We start from the raw sequence: 22,151 nt of genomic DNA on the forward strand, positions 1-22,151 counted from the left end.
ATTTTATTAGTTCATTTTTGCTATTACACGCGGAAAAATAATCATCTATACTTTCTATATTGTAGAAAAAGAGGTAAAAATGAATAAAACTAAATAAATTCTGAAAAAAAGCAATTATATCTATAACTATTGTTTTCTTCATGTCATTTTTCATGTCACTATTCCTAACATTGTATAATGTTGGTGCAGCTCACTTTGATGCTGTTGAGTGATTAAAAGAATGAGGAATTGCTTTTGTATTGGCGTTGCCACTTAGTGCGATTGTAACAAGTGTTGTTCCACCACTATGAATTAAGATATTTAAAAAGTTTGATTCAAAAAGTCAAGACATTAATGACGTTATAGAATCAGAAAATTAAGACTTTATATATCTCTGAAACACCACAAATCTCTTGTGGTGTTTTTTAGTTATTTTTTGGTCAATAAAAGTGTATTTGATTCAATAAAAGTACTTTTAAAATAATTCGAAAAGAGTTAATATACATTTGCCTCATTTTAATATAAGTAATAAGGAGTGTGCTTTTTATGAAAAAAATATTAAGTTTATTAGGTGCTATTGGTCTAACAGCTGCAGCTTGTTCAGCTGTAGTGGCCTGTTCAGACACCAAAGAGGAAAAAGAAGAGACAAGAATGGATGTAGGTGACTTGATTAGAGGTTCGAATGTCTCAGGTATGTTAATTAATTATTTATCTGAAATACAAGATCAAAATATAAATGGGATGATTGCTGGAGCTGGATATCAGTATATAGAAAAAGTTATTACAGATAAGTCAGAGACAAATATCGAACACATTATGGGAGTTTTAGGAGAAGAGGTTCCAGATTATTTTAGTGATCTGACTATCCAAGAATACTGGGGAGCTGCCGCCACTGGTGGGATGATTATTAAAGGTGAAGAAAACAATAAAGTTGGAATTGCTGCAAATGTTGGGAAAATACCTTTTATTATGTATGCATTATTTGAATCGAAAAGGAAAGTTACAACAATTGTGGATGAAAAACCGGTTGATTCATTTGTCAATCTTTTCACAACTGATCAGATTGAAGTAGATTTTGTTTTAAACTACATACCGGCTGCACTTGCTAATGTGGATGAAGTTGATTCCGTTATTACAATTAAGTCGATTACAGTCAAAGCTAAGAGTGACTCAGATATTATGAAGGGTTCATTAATTATTAATTTGAGTTAAATATTTTTTACACCCTCTAAGAGTCTGACTCAAAGAGGGTTTTTTACAAGAGAAATTAAGAGGTTATGAATATGAAACAACTTATTGAAAAAATTGAAAAATTGAAATATGAGCAAAGAACCAGCACTGGTCAGTTAATTGCATCATTATTGCATGATTGTTATATCCGTAATGAGTGATACAGCTTGAAACGTGTAGCTGAACTTTGTCATGTGAGTGAATCTACAGTAACGGTGTTTGCACAGAAGGTAGGATGTGATGGATATAGACAATTAGTGACTATCTTAAAACTAGAATCCGAAAGACAAAATCTAATCAAGTACAAGGCACAAGAAAGTGGGGCCCCAGAAGAGATTATTAATGAGTTCGATGAGAGTGTTATGGATTATATATCTGAAATAAACGAAGAGAAATATAAAACTATATTTCTTGCAAATGAAATCAAAAAATCTAGCGGTGTCAAAATTCTTGGAAGTGCCACTTTGAAAGATGAATTATCTTATTTTGCTGATTTGATATCTTCAAGACATCGTAATGTTCAATATCTCAAACCTGAATATGGTGCCTATTTAGAAAGAATTTTTAAGGCTATGAAAGAAGATGAAATCTTCTTGATATTTCTAACAGGACCTGGAAATGAACCAATAATAGAGTTTTATGAACGAGCGATAAAAGATAAATTTAGAAAAATATTCTTGTTCGCCACTGATGCTCAGAGATATAAGATAGACAACTTATTAGAATACTTTAGATTAGATTCGGATTTGATGCCAAACCAATTGATGTTTAGAAAACTAAGGATGAACCACTTGTTCATTCATTTATTTCTTTTACTCTAAAATGAAGTGAAGTACTTCTTTAAAATAAAAAGTACTTTATATGTCGGTTATTTGAATGGTGTGAGATAGGTTGTTGTTAATAGAATATGTATAGAAAGGAAGCAAAAATATGGAAAATAGGAAAATTGTAATATATGCTCCTGTTTCTGGGAAAATTCATCAACTTGAAGAATTAAAAGATGGTGTATTTTCGGATGGGATGCTTGGTGAAGGTATTTATATAGAACCCGCAACCAAAGAATTCTATTCACCAATAGATGAAGGTAAGCTTTCACTTGTTACAGAAACTAAACATGCATATTATTTTGAACATAAAAACGGACCTAGCATCCTTATGCATATAGGCTTAGATACGGTTGCTATGAATGGTACTCCATTTATAGTGGCGGCAAAAGTTGGCGATGAAGTAAGTCTAGATACTAAAATAGTTAGTGTGGATTTAAAGTCAATTAAAAGCAATAACTATGCAACTAGTTCACCAATCGTTTTGGACACTAATGAATTTGTGGGTTGAAAATTTACACCAACAAAAACTAGTGGTGACATCAAAAGAGGTGAAGCTATAGGTGAATTTATTTATACAAAGCCAGAAAAAGAAGAAGACACAAAAATCTGTCTAATGAAGAATTTTTCACAAGATCTGGTAAATATGAAACAATTGCCGAAGAAATTAATAAACTAGTTGGTGGAAAAACAAACTATACAAAAGTCTACAATTGCATGACAAGACTTAGATTTGCAATCAAGGATAAAAAACTTGTGGATACTGATGCGATTAGAAAAGTTGGCATTGTAAAAGGTATTGTCTGAAATGCCGAAGAATTGCAAGTGATAATTGGTGGCGAAGTTTATAAAGTGAAGGACGCTGTCGCTAATCTAGGCGCAAGTGGAATCACTAAAATAGAAGGTCTCAAAGCGACTAAACAACCTATCATGAGAAAAATTATGGCTATGATGGGTGGAATCATGGTTCCGTCATTACCAGTATTAATTGCAGCTGGTTTATTAATGGGGATCCAAACTATTTTGAAAGAAGCTGGTGCAATGCCTAATATTGTTTTTGGTGAGGCGGCCGTTGGTAGCAACGAAGTTTCACTTGCAAACGCCCCCGCTGGTTGAGCAATTTTGAAAGTAGTTGCTGAAATATCACTTAAGTTTATGGGGATATTTGTAGGTTATAACACCGCAAAATACTTTGGTGGTAACCCCATCATGGGGATTGTTGTATCGCTTATGATAGCCAACCCATTCTTATTTGATGGAGGAAGAACTGTTCATGGATTGCTCGTTGATTCTAATGGTTATCCAATAATGGATGCCAATGGTTTACCTCAATGAACAAATAATGGACTAATGGGGATTGAATTCCCAGTAATTAAGACCGGAATAGATCCAAGTCCATTAACTAACCCTGCATGATTTGGGTTAGGGACAATTAAAATTATGCCTTATACAGCGAGTATATTAGCGCATATATTTTCAAATTATTTATATGTAAAATTTGATAAATGAATTCAAAGATGAATGCCATCATCTGTAGATATGGTATTTAGACACGTGTTGGCAATTTCGGTAATTGTATTTGGGACACTGTTTTTAATGGGACCAGTTATTTATCTGGTTGAACAAATTATTGGGGGTGTCTTCTACAATATTGGTAAAATACCAGGCGGAATCGGAATCGGAATATTCGCAGCTGTTTGACAAGTAGCTGTTCTATTCGGGGTACACATGGCATTAGGAATGGCTGTGGCTATGGGAATGGTTACAAGTGGAGTTAACTTCTTTGGAGCAGGAGGGGATATTTCTGTTTGAGCACAATTTGGAGCTGCTCTAGGAGTTGCAATTATGACAAAAAGTGCGCAATTGAAATCTGCTGCATTTGCATCCTTACCAGGTGGATTCTTCGGAATCACAGAACCTATAATATATGGAATTACCGTACCAAAAGGTAGACCGTTTATTGCTGGATGTACCGCCTCTTTTGTTGGTGGAATGGTTGCAGGAATTGCAGGGGTTTCACAAAGAGCATTCGGTGGATTAGGAATCTTTGCGGTTTCTGGTTATTTAGCAGCGCCAGCTTCTGGTACTACTGCTGCAATCGGGGCTATAGACATATTAAACCCTGTAGCAAATACAATTTGATATGTTGTAAGTTGTTTGATAGGTGTATTTGGTTCCCTTGCTCTAACTTTACTTATTTATTCAGAAAGACTTACAGAACCTAAGTATATAAGAAAAATAAATAAATTAATGTTGAGACTATATGCTGCACAAATGAATGTTTCCACTAAACAAGCAAAAGAAGAAATTGGTGGAAGACTAGCAGAATATACAAAAAAACTCACAAAAGAAAATATCAAAAAAATTAAAGAGATTGAGAAAGAAGTTACTGTTTTAAGAAAGGCTGAAAACAAATTAGCTATTTTCATTGACAAAAATGCCACAAAATTAGATAAATTAATGATGGATGGTAGAAAAGCTTTTGTCAAAGGAAATGAAGCTAAAGCAACTAAGTTGAAAGAACAATTTAACGCGATTGATGTTGAATCTGATATTGAAAGAATGGAAAAAGAAGTGGCGGTGTTACGTAAAAATGCCAAGGCAGGACTTGCTTGACTAGAAGGGTTCCAAAATGAGTTCTTGAAAAAAGTTGGAGTTGATTTAAAAACAATTGCTTCTAAAACAAAACTCGAAGAGGTTCATTCTATGATAGACCATTACTATAATGCAATTCATTCATTAGATATTAACTATGGTTTAACTAAACCTAAGGCAAATTCTTTTGAACCTAAACAATTTATAAAAGAAAAAAACAAAGGTATAAGATTACAAAATAAACAAAATAGATAATTTTAAATCTAAAAATGTATTTAAAAAAACTACGAACACATATCGTGCTCGTAGTTTTTATTTTAATAATTTAATTAGTTTAATAGCATCAGTAGGATCTTGCGAAACAAGTTGAATCATAGATTCGGTTCCACCACCACGATAGCTGGTTTTTTCTAAAACATTTTTATTAAATTCTCTAAGGTCTACATCTAAATCTTTGTTTCTAATTAAGATGGCATTTGAACCACTTTCGAATTTATTTATAAAAACATTGATAAGTTCTGGATTGTTATTTGAAGCCTCTTGAGCTTTTGCCATAAGTAATTTATTTGTGAACATTTCATTAGTTGTCATAAATAAATTATATTTGTCATCAATTAATTCAGAAGGGATATTAAGCGTTTTGAAATCTTCAAGCATTTCTTTTTCTTTTTCTTTTAAGAATTTGTTCACTGCAGCCGTTACTTCTATAAAGATGTTATTTAGTTTTTTGACCGAAAGATAATTTCAGTCTTTTAAAAGTGTTTCGGCTTGCTGAGTATAATTACTAAAATCAATATCAATTCCTTGATCAGTTCCTTTTTTAATCATTCTTAATAATTCTTGATATTTTCCATCAAGTTTTTCAGTAAAAAAGTCATTGGCAACTTGTTCGTTTGATGTCATATCAATAATGATTCGTTTAGCATTTTTGTCATAGTTCATAAATCAAACTTGTTTAATTTCACGAGTGTTTGTAACATGAGTACCACTACATGGTTCAATAACAATTCCTGGAAATTCAACCATTCTAACCATCTCATCACCTGCGACTTTTGTGAATTCATAAAAGTATCCTTTGTCAATTGCTTCTTGTTGTGTGACAAAGAAGATGTTGGCATCGATTTCATCTTTAATTACATTATTATTTACAATTTCACTTACTTCTAAAGCTAATTCCTCGGTAATCGCTTCATCTGGGAAAAATTGTAATTGATATTTTGTGTTATCAAGTTTACTTCCAAGCTCATCAACGTGATGACCAACTTTATTCAAAGTTGTCTGTCATGTAATGTGTAGAGCAGAGTGGTTGTTAGAAGATCTTTTTCTGAATTCTTCATCAACGCTTATTTCTAAAATATCACCATTTTTAACTTCCAGACCATTTGTATCAACTTGGTGAATGAAATAACCATACACCAAGTCCTTTCTAACGTCTTCTAAAGCTATCTGTTGACCATTCAAAGTGATAAACCCATTATCACTTGCTTGCCCACCAGCCATTGCGTATAATGGTGTTTTATCGAAGATGATAAAACCTTTTCCTGTTAGTTTATCAATTGGGTTTGCGCTTTGGTCGAATAGCCCTAAAACAGCAGATGAACTAGTCAGTTGTTCATGTCCAACAAAGTTTGTTTTAGAGAAATCAAAATTCTCATATTTCTTAAAATTTTCCATAATTACCTCTTCTTTAATAAATATTTTAACTTATTTTACTTTTTATTTATTTTGATAATTTACTTATATTTAATTTAATTACCAATCATCAAACTTATTTAAATATCTCCAAAGTACTTTTAAAGTAATTAAAAACAATATCACAGCAAATAAAGCAATTCTAAAATAACATTTGAGGAGTAAAAAATATGAAAAAACTATTAAGTATATTAAGTGCTGTAGGATTAGTGGCGACATCAGGTGCCGCCGTTGTTGCATGTTCAGATAAAAAGGCGGATGATGAAGGTGTTCTAGATAAAACTGATATCGGTGATTTATTAAGAGCTGCCAAAATAAACGGGACAACAATTAATTATCTCGCAGGAGTCCAAGATGAAGAAATCGCTAATAAAGTTATGATGGAAGGTTCAAAACACATAGGAGATATGATAACAGGACAAACACCTACATCTATAGGGCATATTATGGCCGCTTTAGGCAACAAAGTGCCTGATTATTTTAATGACTTGAAAATTAGCGAGTATTGAGAAGCTGGTCAAACTCAAGGAATGATCATTAAGGGTGATGAAAATGACAAAATAGGTGTTGCATCAGATATTGGTAAAATACCAGCAATTCTTTATACTTTGTTCGAAACGAAAACTAAAATTCAAGTTGGTGATGAAGAGCAAATGGTTAATATATTAAACCATGAAGATATCGAAATATCATTTGAACTTTCATACATTCCAGCTTCGGTTGCGGGTGTGCCTGAAGAGGCTAAGTTAGATTCTGTAATTATAATTAAATCGATAAATATTAAAGCTACTAAAAATTCTGAAAAATTAAAGGGAGAACAAATGATTGTTCTGGGTTAGAAAAAAATAAACAGGAAACTGTTTATTTTGTATTTTGAGAAGGAGAAAATTATGCAAATAATTGAAAAAATAGAAAAACTTAAATATGACGAGAAAAGCAAAGCAAACGAAATAATAGCTAAATTGTTGCAAACATGTTATGCCGAAAATACGTGACTAAGTGCTAAAGAAGTTAGTAAGAAATGTTTTGTAAGTGAATCAACTTTGACTGTGTTTGCTAAGAAAACTGGATGTAAAGGTTATCGTGAAATGATAACCATTTTAAAACTTGAATCAGCTCGCAAAGCGAAGATTAAATTTGATTCAGAAGATGGTGGTGTCCCTGAAGAAATATTGGACGAATTTAAAGAAAGTGTTCTAGATTACGTTAATGATTTAGAAAGTGAAACTTCAAAAATGATTTATCTTGCGGACACTATTAAAAAAGGGACTGGTGTTCAAATAATTGGCAGTTGAATACTGAAAGATGAGTTATCTTCATTGGCTGATTATTTAAAACTTAAGCGCGAAAATGTTCATCACATTAAACTTGACTATGGAGTTTATTTGGGAGACAGATTTAAGAGAATGACACCAAATGATGTTTGAATAATATTCTTGGCGGGTCCTGATAATGAAGCTGTGCTCGATTTCTATAATAGGGGTGTAAAAGGCAAATTCAAAAATGTGTTTCTCTTTGCAACTGAAGCACAGCGATTCAAAATTGAAGAAGCAAATGAAGTTATTAGTATTGATTCAAATCATATGCCAAATCAGTTAATTTTTAGAAAATTAACAATGAGATATTTATTTACACAATTGTTCTTACTTATTTAATAATCTAAACTAAAGTACTTTTTTTAATATAGAACTACTTTTTAGTTGGTGGTTTGTTACTTTCGCTTTTTGCCTTTGACAATAAAATAAAGGGGAAAGGAAAGCAAGATATGGAAAAAAATAGAATTATTATATATGCACCCGTTTCGGGTAGTGTATATAAAATTGAAGATTTAAATGATGGTGTTTTTTCTGAAGGGATGCTTGGAGAGGGTATTTATATTGAACCCACTTCGAAAGAATATTATTCGCCTCTAGAAAAAGCCAAGCTATCTCTAGTAACTGATTCTAAACATGCATATTATTTTGAACATGAAAATGGTCCAAATATTTTAATGCATATTGGTTTAGATACTGTTTCAATGGATGGGACACCATTTAAAGTTAGTGCCAAGGTGGGTGATGATGTCGATCTAACCACTAAAATTGTTAGTGCCGATCTACAATCGATTAAAGACAATGGGTTTGCAATCAGCACACCGATACTTTTAGATACAAACGAAAATAGTGGTTGAAAATTTAAACCACTTAACATTGGAGAAAAAGTTAAAAGAGGGCAACCTATTGGTGAATTTGTTTTAGCAGATGTTGAAACTGAAGAGGTTGATATTGCAAAACTTACAAATGAACAATTTTATAATCAACAAGGACGCTATGAAACTATAGCTCAAGAAATAAATAAATTTGTTGGTTTGAAAAATAACTATACAAAAGTTTACAACTGTATGACAAGATTAAGATTTTCAATCAAAGATAAAGAAATTGTTGATGTTGAAAAGATTAAAGCTTTACCAATTGTCAAAGGTGTCGTTTGAAATGCTGAAGAATTACAAATCATCATTGGTGGGGAAGTTTATAAAGTTAAAGATGCTGTTGCTAATTTAGGTATTGGTGGAACTGTACAAACTAACAAAACTAAAACCCCCAAACAATCAACTGGTAAAAAACTGATGGCGATGATGGGTGGTATTATGGTACCTTCATTACCAATTTTGATCGCTGCTGGTTTATTAATGGGTGTTCAAACAATTTTTAAAGAAGTTGGAATGATGCCTAATATTGTATTTGGAGATGCAACTCCCGGCAGCGGAGATGTTGCACTGGCAAATGCACCTGTTGGGTGAGCAATCTTAAAAGTCGTGGCCGAAGTATCATTGAAATTTATGGGAATATTTGTAGGTTATAATACCGCTAAATACTTTGGTGGTAACCCTATAATGGGAATTGCAGTATCATTGATGATTGCGAGTCCGTTCTTATTTGATGGTGGTAGAACAGTCCATGGACTTGTGGTGGATGCCAATGGTTATCCTATTTTAGATGCCAATGGATTACCACAATGAGGTAATAGTGGAATGCTTGGAATTGAATTCCCTGTAATTCACACGGGTATAGACCCAAACCCAATCACAAACCCTGCTTGATTTGGTTTGGGTACTATCAAAGTTATGCCTTATACATCAAGTATTCTAGCTCATATTGTAGCTAACTACTTATATGTAAGATTTGATAAATGAATTCAAAAATGAATGCCAACTCAAGTTGATATTATTTTTAGACACGTTATTGCACTAGCTGTAATAGTATTTGGGACATTCTTCTTACTTGGGCCGATTTTATACATCGTTGAACAAGTTGTTGGAGGGGTTGTATATACTATTGGTCAAATTCCAGGTGGAATTGGAGTTGGGGTTTTCGCCGCAATGTGACAAGTGGCTGTTCTATTCGGGATGCACATGGCACTAGGGATGGCTGTTGCTATGGGTATGGTTACAAGTGGAGTTAACTTCTTTGGTGCAGGTTCATCAATTTCTGTTTGAGCACAAGTTGGAGCTCTAATTGGAGTTATTATAATGACAAAAAATGCCCAGTTAAAATCAGCAGCTATTGCTGCTTTACCTGGAGGGATCTTTGGTGTAACTGAACCAATCATTTACGGGGTTAATGTTCCGAAGGGCAGACCGTTTATTGCTGGAATAATTGCCTCATTTGCTGGAGGAGTCGTAGCTGGAGTTGCTGGGGTTTCACAAAGAGCATTTGGTGGGATGGGAATCTTTGAAATAACAGGATTCTTAGCAGCACCAAGTTCAGGAACATCGGCAGCTATTGGAGCAATAGATATTATTGATCCAATACAAAACACTATTTGATATGTTGTGTCTTGTGTAGTTGGTTTATTCGGTGGTTTAGGACTTTCGTTATTGATGTATAGCGAAAGATTGACTGAGCCACAATTGATCAAGAAAGCTAATAATTTAATGATTAGATTATATGCAGCTAAAATGAATATTTCGAAAGTTGAAGCCAAAAAAATATTAGGTGGAAGATTAGGCGAAATTTCTAAATATGTGACAAAAGAAGATATTAAAAAAATTAAAGTAATTGAAAAAGAAGTTGCAGACTTAAGAAAAATTGAAAAACACTTTCACTACTGATAGAAAAAAATGATACAGTTCGTGATCGTGTGATGATGGATGGTAGAAAAGCATTCGAAAAAAGAAAAGCTGAAAAGGCATCCAAATTAAAAGAAAAATTCGCTAGTTTAGATATAGCAAACGAAGTTGAGTCTCTTGAAAATAAAATTGATCAAATGAGATTAAAAATAAAAGATAATCTGAAATGATTAGAAAACTGACAAAACATATTCATAGCCGAAATTGAAAAAGAACTTTCGATTTTTGCTAAAGATATTAATTTGGTCGAAGCAAAAGAATTATCGGATTACTATTTCAACGCGATTCACTCGCTAGATATTAACTACGGTTTGATCTCTGCAAAAGAACCTAAGTTTTCTGTTAATGAATACATTTCAAAAACTAGAAGAGATAAAAAACTGAAGAACAAAAATATTTAAAAATTTTATAAAAGCCCTGCAAGGGGTTTTTTAATAAAGTACTTTTATTATCTAAAATTAAGACTAAAAAACTTTGGCAGAAAATTTTAGCCGCAACATAAAGAATAAGATGAAAGTGTATAAAGGAGTAAAAATATGAAAATTAAAGACTTAAAAAACTTCCCAGAAGGTTTTCTGTGAGGGGGATCATCTTCAGCATACCAAGTTGAAGGCGGATGAAATGAAGGTGGAAAAGGGATGTCTGTTCAAGACCTTCATACAGGAACAGATGAAATTACAGATTTTAAAGTAACTGCTGATTTCTATCTTCATTACAAAGAAGATATAGCACTTATGAAAGAGATGGGGTTCAAATCATTTAGATTCTCTATTGCCTGAACTCGTATTATTCCTGATGGCGATGGAGAAATAAATCAAGAAGGAATTGCGTTTTATGATGATGTAATTAATGAATTGATCGCCGCTGGTATTGAACCAATTGTTACAATGTACCATTTCGACTTACCTTTAGCGTTGGAAGAACAAGGGGGATGATTAAATCGTGATTTAACTGTTCCTGCATTTCAAAAATTTGGTAGAGCCATATTTGCAGCATATGGTGATAGGGTTAAATATTGATTAACAATTAATGAACTTAATGTTCTTGTGATGTTGGCTTCGGCTGGTATGGATTTCTTAAGTCCGGGTTCTAAACAAAAAACACTTGGTGAAGCATACCAAATGGGACATCACTTGTTTTTAGCACAAGCCTTAGCAATGAGAGACTTACATGATATGGTTCCTGGAGCTTTGATTGGTCCGGCACCAAATATTTCTGCGGTATATCCAGAAACATGTAAACCTGAAGATGTAATGGCGGCCGATACAGCAGAAGTATTTAGATCGTGATATTGATTGGACGCTCCAATTCGTGGTTACCATAATCCAATAATGTTGAAAGTTATTAAAGAATTGGGATATGAATTAGAATTCAGAGACGGTGATGGAGAAATATTAAAATCTGCAAAACCTGACTTTATTGCCTTTAATTACTACAGCACAATGACTGTCCGTGGTTGAACTGAAAAAGATGCAGAAGAATTGAAAAATAAATCGGCTGATCAACAAGGTGGTTTTGGAATGCCAGGGATGTTTGTGGGAGTTGGCAATGAATTCACGCCAAGAACTGAATTTGGTTGAGAAATAGACCCAGTTGGTTTTAGAACTACCGCTAGAAGAATTCATGAACGTTATGGATTACCTATGTTATTAACTGAAAACGGAATTGGAAAACGAGAACAACTGGATTCTGAAGGTAAAATTCATGATGATTATAGAATTGAATACTATACAAATCACATTCTAGAAATGCGTAAAACAATTAGTGAAGGAATGAACTTCATTGGTTTCAATCCTTGATCTGCAATTGACTTAGTTTCAACTCACGAAGGGTTCCAAAAACGCTACGGTTTTATTTATGTCAACAGAGAAGAAAAAGATTCGAAAGATTTATCTCGTCATAGAAAAGATTCTTTCTTCTGATACCAAGATTTGATTAGCCAAAACGGTAACAATATTAAATAAGCAACTAAAAACCACATTTGTGGTTTTTTTAATTTACTAGGAATAAAATAATTTGATTTTTATGGGTAACAATTAAAATTTATATACTAATGCATTAAGAGGTATTTATGGAGTTTGTATTAAATAAAATCAAAAAACTTGCAATGATGAGTGATAATGAAACCATCAAAGTTATTTCAAAGACCCTTTATGATTCATTGAAAAACGGAAGATTTTACACAGCTAAGAAATTAGCTGATCTTTGCTTTACAAGTGAAAGTTCACTAACCATTTACGCCAAAAAACTAAACTTTGCAGGTTATCGTGAATTGATCACAAGAATCAAATTTGAACAAGAAATTGGTTTTTATTGAGAAGAGGTTGTTTCAAAGGTCGAAAACATAAGTGACAGTTTTTATAAAATACAAAACGATTTAGAGGGCAATATCAAAAAGTTAAGTAAGGCTGAACCGAAGCTGATCAAATTGAGCCAAGTTCTAATGAAAAAGTCTGGAAATATTTTTATATTTACACCGACAACAAGATTCGCAAATATTCCTAGAATATATAACAAATTATCAATTTTAAATAAGAAAATATATTTGTTTGATGTTAATAATTTTTCAGATGTTATCTTAAAAAATATGGTGCAGAGTGATGTGATGCTTTTTGTTGTATATGAACCTATAAGTGAGGAAATAATATCAATGATCCGAAAATCATCCGAACTTTCTAACTATGTTTTTGCGATGTGTACTTTTATTGAGTGAAGTAAAATTAATGATTTGCTACCTGAATCAAATATCATAAATTACACAGGAAGTTATGAACAAAACATGGCATATTTTAACTTGGAATATTTATTATTACAATTGAGAGAATTGATTGTAATTGAGGATGTATAATAACTTTATAAAAAAGGATGAAATATGAACTCAATAATCTCACAAATAGACTACTTAAAAAAAGAATCAAAAGGTTTGGATAAAGTAATTGCAGAAGAAATATTTGCAAACTTTATTCAAAATAAATTTTTAAGTTCAAAAGAACTTGCTAATAAAACTTATGTAAGTCAAGCAACTCTTACTAAATTTGCTAAGAAGACGGGCGCACAAGGCTATAATGAAATGATCCTAAGACTAAGAATGGAATATGAAAATCTTAGACAAAAGTATTCTGATAGCATATCTAAAACTGATGACTTAAAAAAATCAACTATAAATATGCTTGATGACATGGATTCGGTGATGCCACTTTTAAAAGAAGCAGTAGCAGAAATTGAGTCTGCTCCTAGTATCCACCTATTCCCTTCATATCAAATGCAAGATGATGCTGTTTTCTTTGGGAACTACCTTTCGGTGATAAGGGGTAATGTAAATATTGTTTACCCTACATTCTTTTCCCCCAAATCATTAGAAAACATAAAAGACAGAGATTTATTAATATTCTTTGTTTCTGGTCCTGACACAAAAGGTCTCGAATTTTATTACAACAGATTTAAAAATAGTAAAAAGCATAAGATAATTTTATTTTGTACTAATGATTTAGAACCTAACTTTTCGGGAGTTAAGTACAACTTCATTATTGATTCTGTTTATACACCAAACAATATTCTTTACAGAAGATTGATAATGTCATATTGTATAACTGCGATATCTGTTTTATTGAAAACAAAACAATAGTTAAAAAAGTGTCAAAAAACGTCAAATCCCAAAATTAACCAAAAAGAGCCTATTTAAGGCTCTTTTTGCATTTTATCTATACATTTCTAGATTAAGATGTAAATTCCTTAAATAAAGGCAAAATATCGCAAATTAGGGTATAATTATAATAATTAATTATGAAAAAGGTGGATTATATGGCAGAACAATATGGATCAGACGCGATTAAGGTTCTTAAGGGACTAGAAGCTGTTAGAAAACGTCCGGGAATGTACATCGGATCAACATCAAAAGCGGGTTTACACCACTTAGTTTGAGAAATCATTGATAACTCAATTGATGAGGCAATGGCTGGAGAAGCTGACACAATCAAAGTGACTATTACAAACGACGGAGAAGTTATCGTTCAAGATAATGGACGTGGGATCCCAGTAGGGATTCAACAAGACTCTGGTAAATCAGCTCTTGAATTAGTTTTCACTCAATTACATGCTGGTGGAAAATTTGATTCAGACTCATATAAAATTTCTGGAGGACTTCACGGGGTTGGGGCATCAGTTGTTAATGCTCTTTCACTTTACGTTGATGTTCAAGTTATGCGTGATGGCAAAATTTATCACCAAGTATTTAGTGGTGGTGGAACTGAACAATCAGAACTTGAAATCATTGGTGAAACAGATTTACGTGGAACAATTGTTAGATTCAAACCAGATCCTGAAATTTTCTTAGAAACTGTAACTTTTGACTTTGAAACAATCAGAAACAAAGCAAAACAATTATCTTACTTAAATAAAGGTATCAAACTAGAATTAACAGATGACAGAATTGAAAAACATGTTGAATATCACTTCCCAAACGGAATTTTAGATTACGTTAAAGAAAAAAATGAAACTAAAACTAAAATCAATCCAAATGTTTTCTACATTGACGGGAAACACGAAGAAATCGAAGTTGAAGTAGCTTTACAATATAACTCAGAATATCAAGAAAACTTAGTTACATTCGTAAACAACATTAATACCCACGAGGGTGGATCACATGAAGATGGACTACGTCAATCATTGACAAGAGTTTTAAATAGATATGCTGTTAAAACAGCTAAAGCTAACAAAGCTCCAAGTAAATATTCATGAGATGACATCAAAGAAGGTATGGTATGTATTGTTTCAATTAGACATACTGATCCTCAATATGAAGGGCAAACTAAAACTAAATTAGCTAACCCTGATGCCAAAAAAGCTGTTGATGCAGTTGTTGGAGATGCATTCGAGGAATTCTTATTAAAATCACCCGAAGATGCAAAAGCAATTTTAGATAAAAATGCTAATGCCCAAAAAGCAAGAATCGCAGCTCAAAGAGCTCGTGAAGAAACTAGACGTAAAGGTGCTTTAGATACATTCTCACTACCTGGTAAATTAGCAGACTGTGAGTCAAAAGATGCTGAAATTGCTGAACTATACTTAGTCGAAGGGGATTCAGCTGGTGGAAGTGCCAAAACTGGTCGTAACCGTAAATTCCAAGCTATCTTACCTCTAAGAGGGAAAGTTCTTAACGTAGAACGTGTAGCGGAAGCTAGAGCGTTTGCCAATAATGAGATTAAATCTATTGTTACTGCTATTGGAACAGGGATTAAAGAAGATATTGATTTATCAAAAATTAGATACGGGAAAATCGTAATTATGACCGATGCTGATGTCGATGGTGCTCACATTAGAACATTGTTATTAACATTCTTCTACAGATATATGAAAGAGTTAATCAAAAATGGAAACATTTATATTGCTCAACCACCTTTATACAAAATTGAAGCTGGTAAAAAAGTTGCTTATGCATACTCTGATCAACAATTAGAGGACTTCAAAGCTGGTGATTTCGAGGGAACTCGTTACACAATCCAACGTTACAAAGGGCTAGGAGAAATGGACCCTATGCAACTTTGAGAAACAACAATGGATCCAGAAAGAAGAACAATGTTGCAGATAACATTAGAAGATGCAGCGATTGCTAATGAAGTATTTTCAGACTTAATGGGTGAAGATCCAGAATTAAGAAGAAATTACATTCAAGACAACGCAGAATTCGTTGAAAATATAGATTTTTAGAAAAGAAAAGGGATACAACATGAGAAACGGACAAAAAGTAATTTATAACGCAGGAAGTATGTTTACTGAAGCACAATGAAATACAAGAAAACTTGAAGGGGCAGCATTAAGAGAGATGTTCCCTGAAATGGTTATTGGAAATCCAGTGGATTTTGATACAAATCAAACTGAAAGACCAACTAATGCAGCAATCTTTGCAATGGACTACAAAGAATTAACAGAAGCTGATTACATTATTTTTGAAATTGATGGATGAGATTCAGGAACACATGTAGAATTTGGTCTATTACTAGAACAAGCTATGCATAATCCAAACAAATACTTATTACCAATTATTTCAGACTTTAGATTTAAACAAGGTCTTTTAAAGGGGGAAATTCCAGGATTAGGATTAAATGAAATGATCACTGGAGCTTTCTATGCAGAAAAATTAAACTTAGGAGACGTTCCTCAATTAACAGTTGTGGACTCACACGAATCAGCAAGAAATGCTATTAAGGCAATTGAAACTGGCGATACTAAAAACTTTAGACAACGATTTGACATTAAAGAAATGTACCAAAACGATGGTGTATACCACGGGTTTGATAAATAATAATTTCGTTAATGTTACTTATAAATAGAATGTAGGTGTAAATATGAGTAACGAAAAAAACTTAGAACATAATCACGGTACGATTTTACCGATGGATATTGCCAGCGAAGTGCGTAAAGACTTCTTAGAATATGCAATGTCTGTTATTGTATCTCGTGCCTTACCAGATTTAAAAGATGGATTAAAACCTGTACACCGTCGTATTATCTACGCGATGAACGACCTTGGTATTACAGCAGATAAACCACATAAAAAATCAGCCCGTATCGTCGGGGAAGTAATTGGTAAGTATCACCCCCATGGTGATACAGCTGTTTACGAATCAATGGTTCGTATGGCTCAAGACTTCTCATACAGATACCCATTAGTTGATGGACACGGTAACTTCGGGTCTATTGATGGTGATGGAGCAGCTGCGATGCGTTATACAGAAGCTAGACTGGCTAAAATATCAAATCTTATTATTAAAGATATTGATATGGATACAGTTCCTTTTGTTGACAACTATGATGCTTCTGAAAGAGAACCAGCATACTTAACAGGATATTTCCCTAACTTATTAGCCAATGGTGCTATGGGGATTGCTGTTGGGATGGCAACTTCGATTCCTCCGCATAACTTGAGAGAAGTTGTAAGTGCTATTAACGCATTTATTGATAACAACGACATCACAATTGATGAAATTTTAGACAACCACATTTTAGGACCAGATTTTCCAACTGGAGCTTTAATGACTAATGGTGCTAGAATGCGTGAAGGTTATAAAACTGGACGTGGTGGAGTTATTATTCGTGCCAAAATTGATATTGAAGAAAATGATAAACATTCAAGATTAATCATTACTGAAATACCATACCAAACTAATAAAGCAAAAGTGATCGAAAGAATTGCGGAACTTGTTAAAGATAAAGCTATTGATGGAATCTCTGATATTAGAGATGAGTCAAACTACGAAGGAATTAGAATCGTTGTTGAATTAAAACGTGATTCAAACCCCGATGTTGTGTTATCAAAACTTTATAAATTTACAAACCTACAATCAAGTTACTCAATCAACTTACTTTCATTACATAACAATGTACCAGTATTATTAGATTTAAAAACAATCATTAAACACTACGTTGATTTCCAAATCAATGTTATTGTTAAACGTTCAATATTTGAGAAAAACAAATTGGAAAGACGTCACCACATCTTAGATGCTTTACATACAGCTCTAGATAACATTGATGAGATCGTTTCAATTATTAGAAATGCAAAAACAAGTGATCAAGCTAAAGAAAACTTAACATCAAGATTTGGTTTTGATGATGAACAAAACAAAGCTATTTTAGATATGCGTTTACAACGTTTAGTTGGTTTAGAACGTGAAAAAATTGCTGAAGAGATGAACCAAATTCAATCACGAATTGATTACTTAACACAATTAATTTCTGATAAAGAAGAGCAAAACAGAGTTCTTAAAGAACAATTATCTGATATTGCTCTTAAATATGGAGATGATCGTCGTACTGAAACAATTAATGAATCAGTTATGAACATTCAAGATGAAGAATTGATCCCTGATGTTAAAACAATGATTTTATTATCAGAAGAAGGATACATCAGAAGAGTCGATCCTGAAGAATTCAGAATCCAAAAACGTGGAGGAAGAGGAATTTCAGTTAACTCATCAAATGATGATCCAATTTCAATTGCTACTATGGGTAAAATGAGGGATTGAGTTTTATTCTTTACAAATTCTGGAAAAGTCTTCAGAACTAAAGCATACAACATTCGTCAATACTCAAGAACATCTCGTGGTTTACCAATTGTAAACTTCTTAAATGGATTAACACCAGAAGATAAAATTACGGCTATCTTACCAATGAGAAATGAAAAAGAAAAATTCAAATACTTAACATTTGTAACAGAAGCTGGAATGATTAAACGTACTGATATTTCATTATTTGATAGTATCAACCAAAATGGTAAAATTGCTATTACATTAAAAGATGATGATCAATTAGTAACTGTAATGCCAACAACTGGTGAAGATACAGTATTCATCGCAAACAAATCTGGTAAAGTAATTAGAATTAATGAAGATATTGTTAGACCACTATCAAGAACTGCCACTGGAGTTAAAGGTATTAAACTTGATGAAGATGATATTGTTGTTGGAGCTGTCACATCTTATGGAATTGAAGCAATTACTACAATTTCATCAAAAGGTAACTTTAAGAAAACTGCTCTTGATGAGTACAGAATTTCAGGACGTAACGGTAAGGGAATTAAAGTAATGAACCTAAATGAAAAAACAGGTGACTTTAAAGCTATTATTGCCGCTCGTGAAACTGACTTGATCTTAATTATTTCAAGTGATGGAAACTTAATTAAAACAAAAGTATCAGACATTCCTACATTAGGAAGATCTGCTGCTGGTGTTCGTGGAATCCGTTTAAGTGGAACAAACGAAATCAATGCAGTAACATTAGAATACCGTAAACACGGTGAAGAAGAACAAGACTTCGAAGAAGATTAATATTGGAAAAAGACAAAAATAAGTTTTTGTCTTTTTTTGTACCCAAATATTTTTAGGGGTATAAAATAAACTTGAGATTAAGAGGTGTTCCATGTCGATTACAAACGAAACTACTGAATTATTATTAGAACTTATAAAATTTAAATTTAAACCCGGTGATAAATTTTATAGTGAAGCACAGTTGATTACCAAATATAGAGTGAGTCGTCTGACAATACGTAATGCCCTAAAAATGTTAGCTGCTCAAAATATAATTTATTCCAAAAAAGGAAAAGGCTATTATGTGATGGATTCTTCAGTTTGAAGAAAAACTATATCATTTAGTGAGAGGCACAATGTAACAAGTGGAATACTCGTAAAAACAAATATTGAATTGGATAAGTACTTTGTAGAGAAATACAAATGTGATAATAATGATTATTTTTCTTGCATCAAAGTAAGATATGTTGGAGAAAGTTTGCATAAGTATTCAATAATCTGAATAAATAAGAAAATAGCTGGAAGCCCAGACTGAGGGTTAATTGATTCGTCTGTTTTAAAATTTCTTAAAAATAGAGACGTAGCTCTGACAAAATCTGAAAAGAGAACAACAATTGAAGTTGCTGATATGCGAGATGAAAATATTTTACATATTAAAAATAATGAAAATATACCTGTAAAAAGAAGTGCTTCTTTTAATGACTTAAATGAGATAGTGGAATGTTCTACTGAAAGATATATTCCTGAACAATTTGAATTATTGGAATCAGAAGTGTTTTAACACTTCTTTTTTTATGAATTAGAAACTTGTTATAACAAGCAAGGTGGGTTGTTTTACAAACTTATAATCAAAATGAAATAATTTGTAATTCAAGTTATTTGTATTTAAAGAAAGGGAAAGTCATGGGAAATCAAGAAATTAAAGTTTCTAATTCTGAAGTGGGAGCAAAACACTCAAAAGATTTAGAAAAAAATTGATTTAAGGTTACTACTAAGAGATTTGCTAGATTATTTAAAAATGGTAAAGAATCAAAACTTCACTCATTTTTATCAAAATTTTCAAAAGCTATTTTAACTATGATTGCTGTATTACCAGCTGCGGGTTTAATTATTACCCTTGGTAAATTAATTGGGCCATTAGGTTTGGGACAAATTGAAGCAACATCTAAAGTATTTAACCAAATTGGAAGCATCGTTGAAACAATCGGATGAGTTCCATTCACACACATGGGATTACTATTTGCTATCGCAATTGGTGGTTCATGATCAAAAAACCACGCTGGAGGAGCATTTGCTGGAGCGCTAGCTTATTTTGTTCTTTTAGCTGTTGGTTCAACATTTTTCATTACAAGAGATATTACTGAGATTCAAACTACTATCAATGCTGATGGTGAAAAAGTTCAAACAGTAATAACTACTGGTAAAGAATTTATGAACTATATTATGGGAGGAAAATGAACTTCTACTGAAGGATACTTCAATCCTCAAGAAGGTGTTGCATCAATTAGATTCGACGCTTTAGGTGGTATTGTTATGGGATTTGTTGGGGCATCAATCTACAACAAATACTACACATTCAATAAATTACCAAATGCATTAGCATTCTTCAATGGTCCTAGATTTGTTCCGTTCATGGTGTTCTTAATTGTATTACCAATAGCTGCCGGAATGACACTATTATGACCATTAGTACAATCAGGAATTAACTGAGTTGGGGTTGAAATTGCTCAGAACAACACAGTGCCATTTGTAATGCCGTTTACGTATGGATTCTTAGAAAGAATCTTATTGCCATTTGGATTACACCATATGTTAACTATTCCAATGAACTATACTTCATTTGGAGGGGAATTAAACTACTTGGATCCTACTCAATACATAGAGGCTATTAAAGCTGCTGGTTTAGAAGGAAAAGTTACTGGAGATGATTTCGTTAAGTTCTTCAGTAGCATTCAAGGAACTGACCTTGATGCATTAAAAGCACAAGGTCAAGAATACATGTGATTTACATGAATTACAGCGTTAGGAAATGTAAAAAATAACTGAACTCAATCAGGAAATGCTGCCATCACACCAGAACAAGCATATTCATTAATTTTAGATACATTTGAGCCTGTTAGATTTAAAGCAGGTCAAATGGTTTCATCAACAGGATCACTAGTTGGTGCTGGTTTAGGAATGATGTATGCTATTGAAAAATCTGCAAGAAATGAATATAAATCAATTTATATTTCAGGAGCATTAGCTTGTTTATTAACAGGGGTTACTGAACCAATCGAATTTATATTTATGTTCACAGCACCATTGCTATACGTTGGACATGCTGTATTAACAGGTATCGCATTCGGAATGGTGGATTTCATTCCGATGAGAATACATGCGTTCGGAGGTATTGAAACAATTGTTAAATACTTCGGAATTGCTGGACCTACATCAATGACAGGTGTTGGAATTAGAGGAAACTTCTGATTAGATGGATTATTCTTCGCTTTAACATCTGCTGGATTTGGAACTATATACTTCTTCATGTTCAAATACTTCACAAAATGAATGAAACCATCAATTCCAGGATTCGATCAAGAACCTGAGGTGGGAGATACAAAAATTGTTGAAGTGAAAAAAGAAACTAAAACAAAAGATGGAAAAGTAAAAGTTAAAAAAGCTGACAAAGACGCTGAAAATGTCGAAACTATAATCGAATTATTAGGTGGGCTAGATAACTTAAAAGATGTTGATGCTTGTATGACAAGATTAAGAGTACAAGTTAAGGATCAATCAAAAGTTGTCAATGAATTTAAACAAAGAACTGCAGCCATTGGAGTTCTTGAAAAAGGGGAATCTCTTCAAGTTGTTTATGGTGGAAAAGCCGGTTACTACAAAGAAGCAATTCTTAGAAAAATAGAAGAACAGGGAGAATAA

Annotated in this window: 18 protein-coding genes and 1 pseudogene; 18 read left to right on the forward strand and 1 reads right to left on the reverse strand. The window is 32.8% G+C overall.

Translation table 4 applies throughout. From position 1 onward, the window contains the following. The first annotated feature begins 152 nt into the window (after positions 1-152). The 6 genes and pseudogenes from G319_RS09240 to G319_RS09245 all read left to right on the forward strand — a co-directional run bounded on the left by G319_RS09240 (position 153) and on the right by G319_RS09245 (position 4,883). Positions 153-359, forward strand: a complete 207-nt coding sequence (locus G319_RS09240) for a DUF2798 domain-containing protein (RefSeq protein WP_156902665.1) — start codon at positions 153-155, stop codon at positions 357-359. Positions 360-525: 166 nt separating this feature from the next. Further along, positions 526-1,191 (forward strand): lipoprotein, encoded by a 666-nt coding sequence (locus G319_RS0102000; RefSeq protein WP_026389455.1) that lies wholly within the window; start codon positions 526-528, stop codon positions 1,189-1,191. A gap of 71 nt (positions 1,192-1,262) precedes the next feature. After that, on the forward strand, positions 1,263-2,030 hold the full coding sequence (locus tag G319_RS0102005; RefSeq protein WP_026389456.1) for a MurR/RpiR family transcriptional regulator: 768 nt from the start codon (positions 1,263-1,265) through the stop codon (positions 2,028-2,030). A gap of 109 nt (positions 2,031-2,139) precedes the next feature. Further along, entirely contained in the window at positions 2,140-2,712 is a 573-nt protein-coding gene (locus tag G319_RS04645) for a PTS sugar transporter subunit IIA (protein WP_051350861.1), read from the forward strand. After that, a pseudogene (locus tag G319_RS10190) lies at positions 2,700-2,750 on the forward strand (hypothetical protein); the annotation flags it as partial. The gene G319_RS04645 and the pseudogene G319_RS10190, both read left to right, overlap by 13 nt. After that, complete coding sequence (locus G319_RS09245; protein WP_026389457.1) at positions 2,751-4,883, forward strand: PTS transporter subunit EIIC; 2,133 nt, start codon at positions 2,751-2,753, stop codon at positions 4,881-4,883. Between the two features lie 57 nt (positions 4,884-4,940). Here the strand turns inward: G319_RS09245 and G319_RS09250 are convergent, their stop codons facing one another. Then, complete coding sequence (locus G319_RS09250) at positions 4,941-6,302, reverse strand: alanine--tRNA ligase-related protein (protein ID WP_026389458.1); 1,362 nt, start codon at positions 6,300-6,302, stop codon at positions 4,941-4,943. A 188-nt stretch (positions 6,303-6,490) separates the two neighbouring features. On the opposite strand from G319_RS09250, the gene G319_RS09255 reads away from it, so the two are divergent. The 12 genes from G319_RS09255 (at position 6,491) to G319_RS0102080 (ending at position 22,151) form a co-directional block, all read left to right on the forward strand. After that, positions 6,491-7,159 (forward strand): lipoprotein, encoded by a 669-nt coding sequence (locus G319_RS09255; protein ID WP_026389459.1) that lies wholly within the window; start codon positions 6,491-6,493, stop codon positions 7,157-7,159. 51 nt (positions 7,160-7,210) lie between these two features. Continuing rightward, positions 7,211-7,975, forward strand: coding sequence for a MurR/RpiR family transcriptional regulator (locus G319_RS09260; RefSeq protein ID WP_026389460.1), 765 nt, complete (start codon positions 7,211-7,213; stop codon positions 7,973-7,975). A 110-nt stretch (positions 7,976-8,085) separates the two neighbouring features. Beyond that, on the forward strand, positions 8,086-10,413 hold the full coding sequence (locus G319_RS09265; RefSeq protein ID WP_026389461.1) for a glucose PTS transporter subunit IIA: 2,328 nt from the start codon (positions 8,086-8,088) through the stop codon (positions 10,411-10,413). Between the two features lie 29 nt (positions 10,414-10,442). After that, a complete protein-coding gene (locus G319_RS09270) occupies positions 10,443-10,829 on the forward strand; it encodes a hypothetical protein (RefSeq protein ID WP_026389462.1) in 387 nt (128 codons plus the stop codon). 135 nt (positions 10,830-10,964) lie between these two features. After that, positions 10,965-12,392: a glycoside hydrolase family 1 protein gene (locus tag G319_RS0102045; RefSeq protein ID WP_026389463.1), complete on the forward strand. Its 1,428-nt coding sequence runs from the start codon at positions 10,965-10,967 to the stop codon at positions 12,390-12,392. A gap of 107 nt (positions 12,393-12,499) precedes the next feature. Beyond that, on the forward strand, positions 12,500-13,276 hold the full coding sequence (locus G319_RS09275; protein WP_026389464.1) for a MurR/RpiR family transcriptional regulator: 777 nt from the start codon (positions 12,500-12,502) through the stop codon (positions 13,274-13,276). 24 nt (positions 13,277-13,300) lie between these two features. Beyond that, on the forward strand, positions 13,301-14,053 hold the full coding sequence (locus G319_RS0102055; RefSeq protein WP_026389465.1) for a MurR/RpiR family transcriptional regulator: 753 nt from the start codon (positions 13,301-13,303) through the stop codon (positions 14,051-14,053). Between the two features lie 176 nt (positions 14,054-14,229). After that, on the forward strand, positions 14,230-16,134 hold the full coding sequence (gene gyrB / locus G319_RS0102060) for a DNA topoisomerase (ATP-hydrolyzing) subunit B (protein WP_026389466.1): 1,905 nt from the start codon (positions 14,230-14,232) through the stop codon (positions 16,132-16,134). 19 nt (positions 16,135-16,153) lie between these two features. After that, complete coding sequence (locus G319_RS0102065; protein WP_026389467.1) at positions 16,154-16,729, forward strand: nucleoside 2-deoxyribosyltransferase; 576 nt, start codon at positions 16,154-16,156, stop codon at positions 16,727-16,729. 43 nt (positions 16,730-16,772) lie between these two features. Further along, positions 16,773-19,253, forward strand: coding sequence for a DNA gyrase subunit A (gene gyrA / locus G319_RS0102070; RefSeq protein WP_026389468.1), 2,481 nt, complete (start codon positions 16,773-16,775; stop codon positions 19,251-19,253). A 91-nt stretch (positions 19,254-19,344) separates the two neighbouring features. Then, entirely contained in the window at positions 19,345-20,013 is a 669-nt protein-coding gene (locus G319_RS09280) for a GntR family transcriptional regulator (RefSeq protein WP_026389469.1), read from the forward strand. Between the two features lie 122 nt (positions 20,014-20,135). Next, positions 20,136-22,151 (forward strand): PTS transporter subunit EIIC, encoded by a 2,016-nt coding sequence (locus G319_RS0102080; protein WP_084514132.1) that lies wholly within the window; start codon positions 20,136-20,138, stop codon positions 22,149-22,151.

It is taken from the genome of Tullyiplasma multilocale ATCC 49900 (assembly GCF_000483165.1).
GTDB classification, from domain to species: Bacteria; Bacillota_I; Bacilli_A; order Mycoplasmatales; family Mycoplasmataceae; genus Tullyiplasma; species Tullyiplasma multilocale.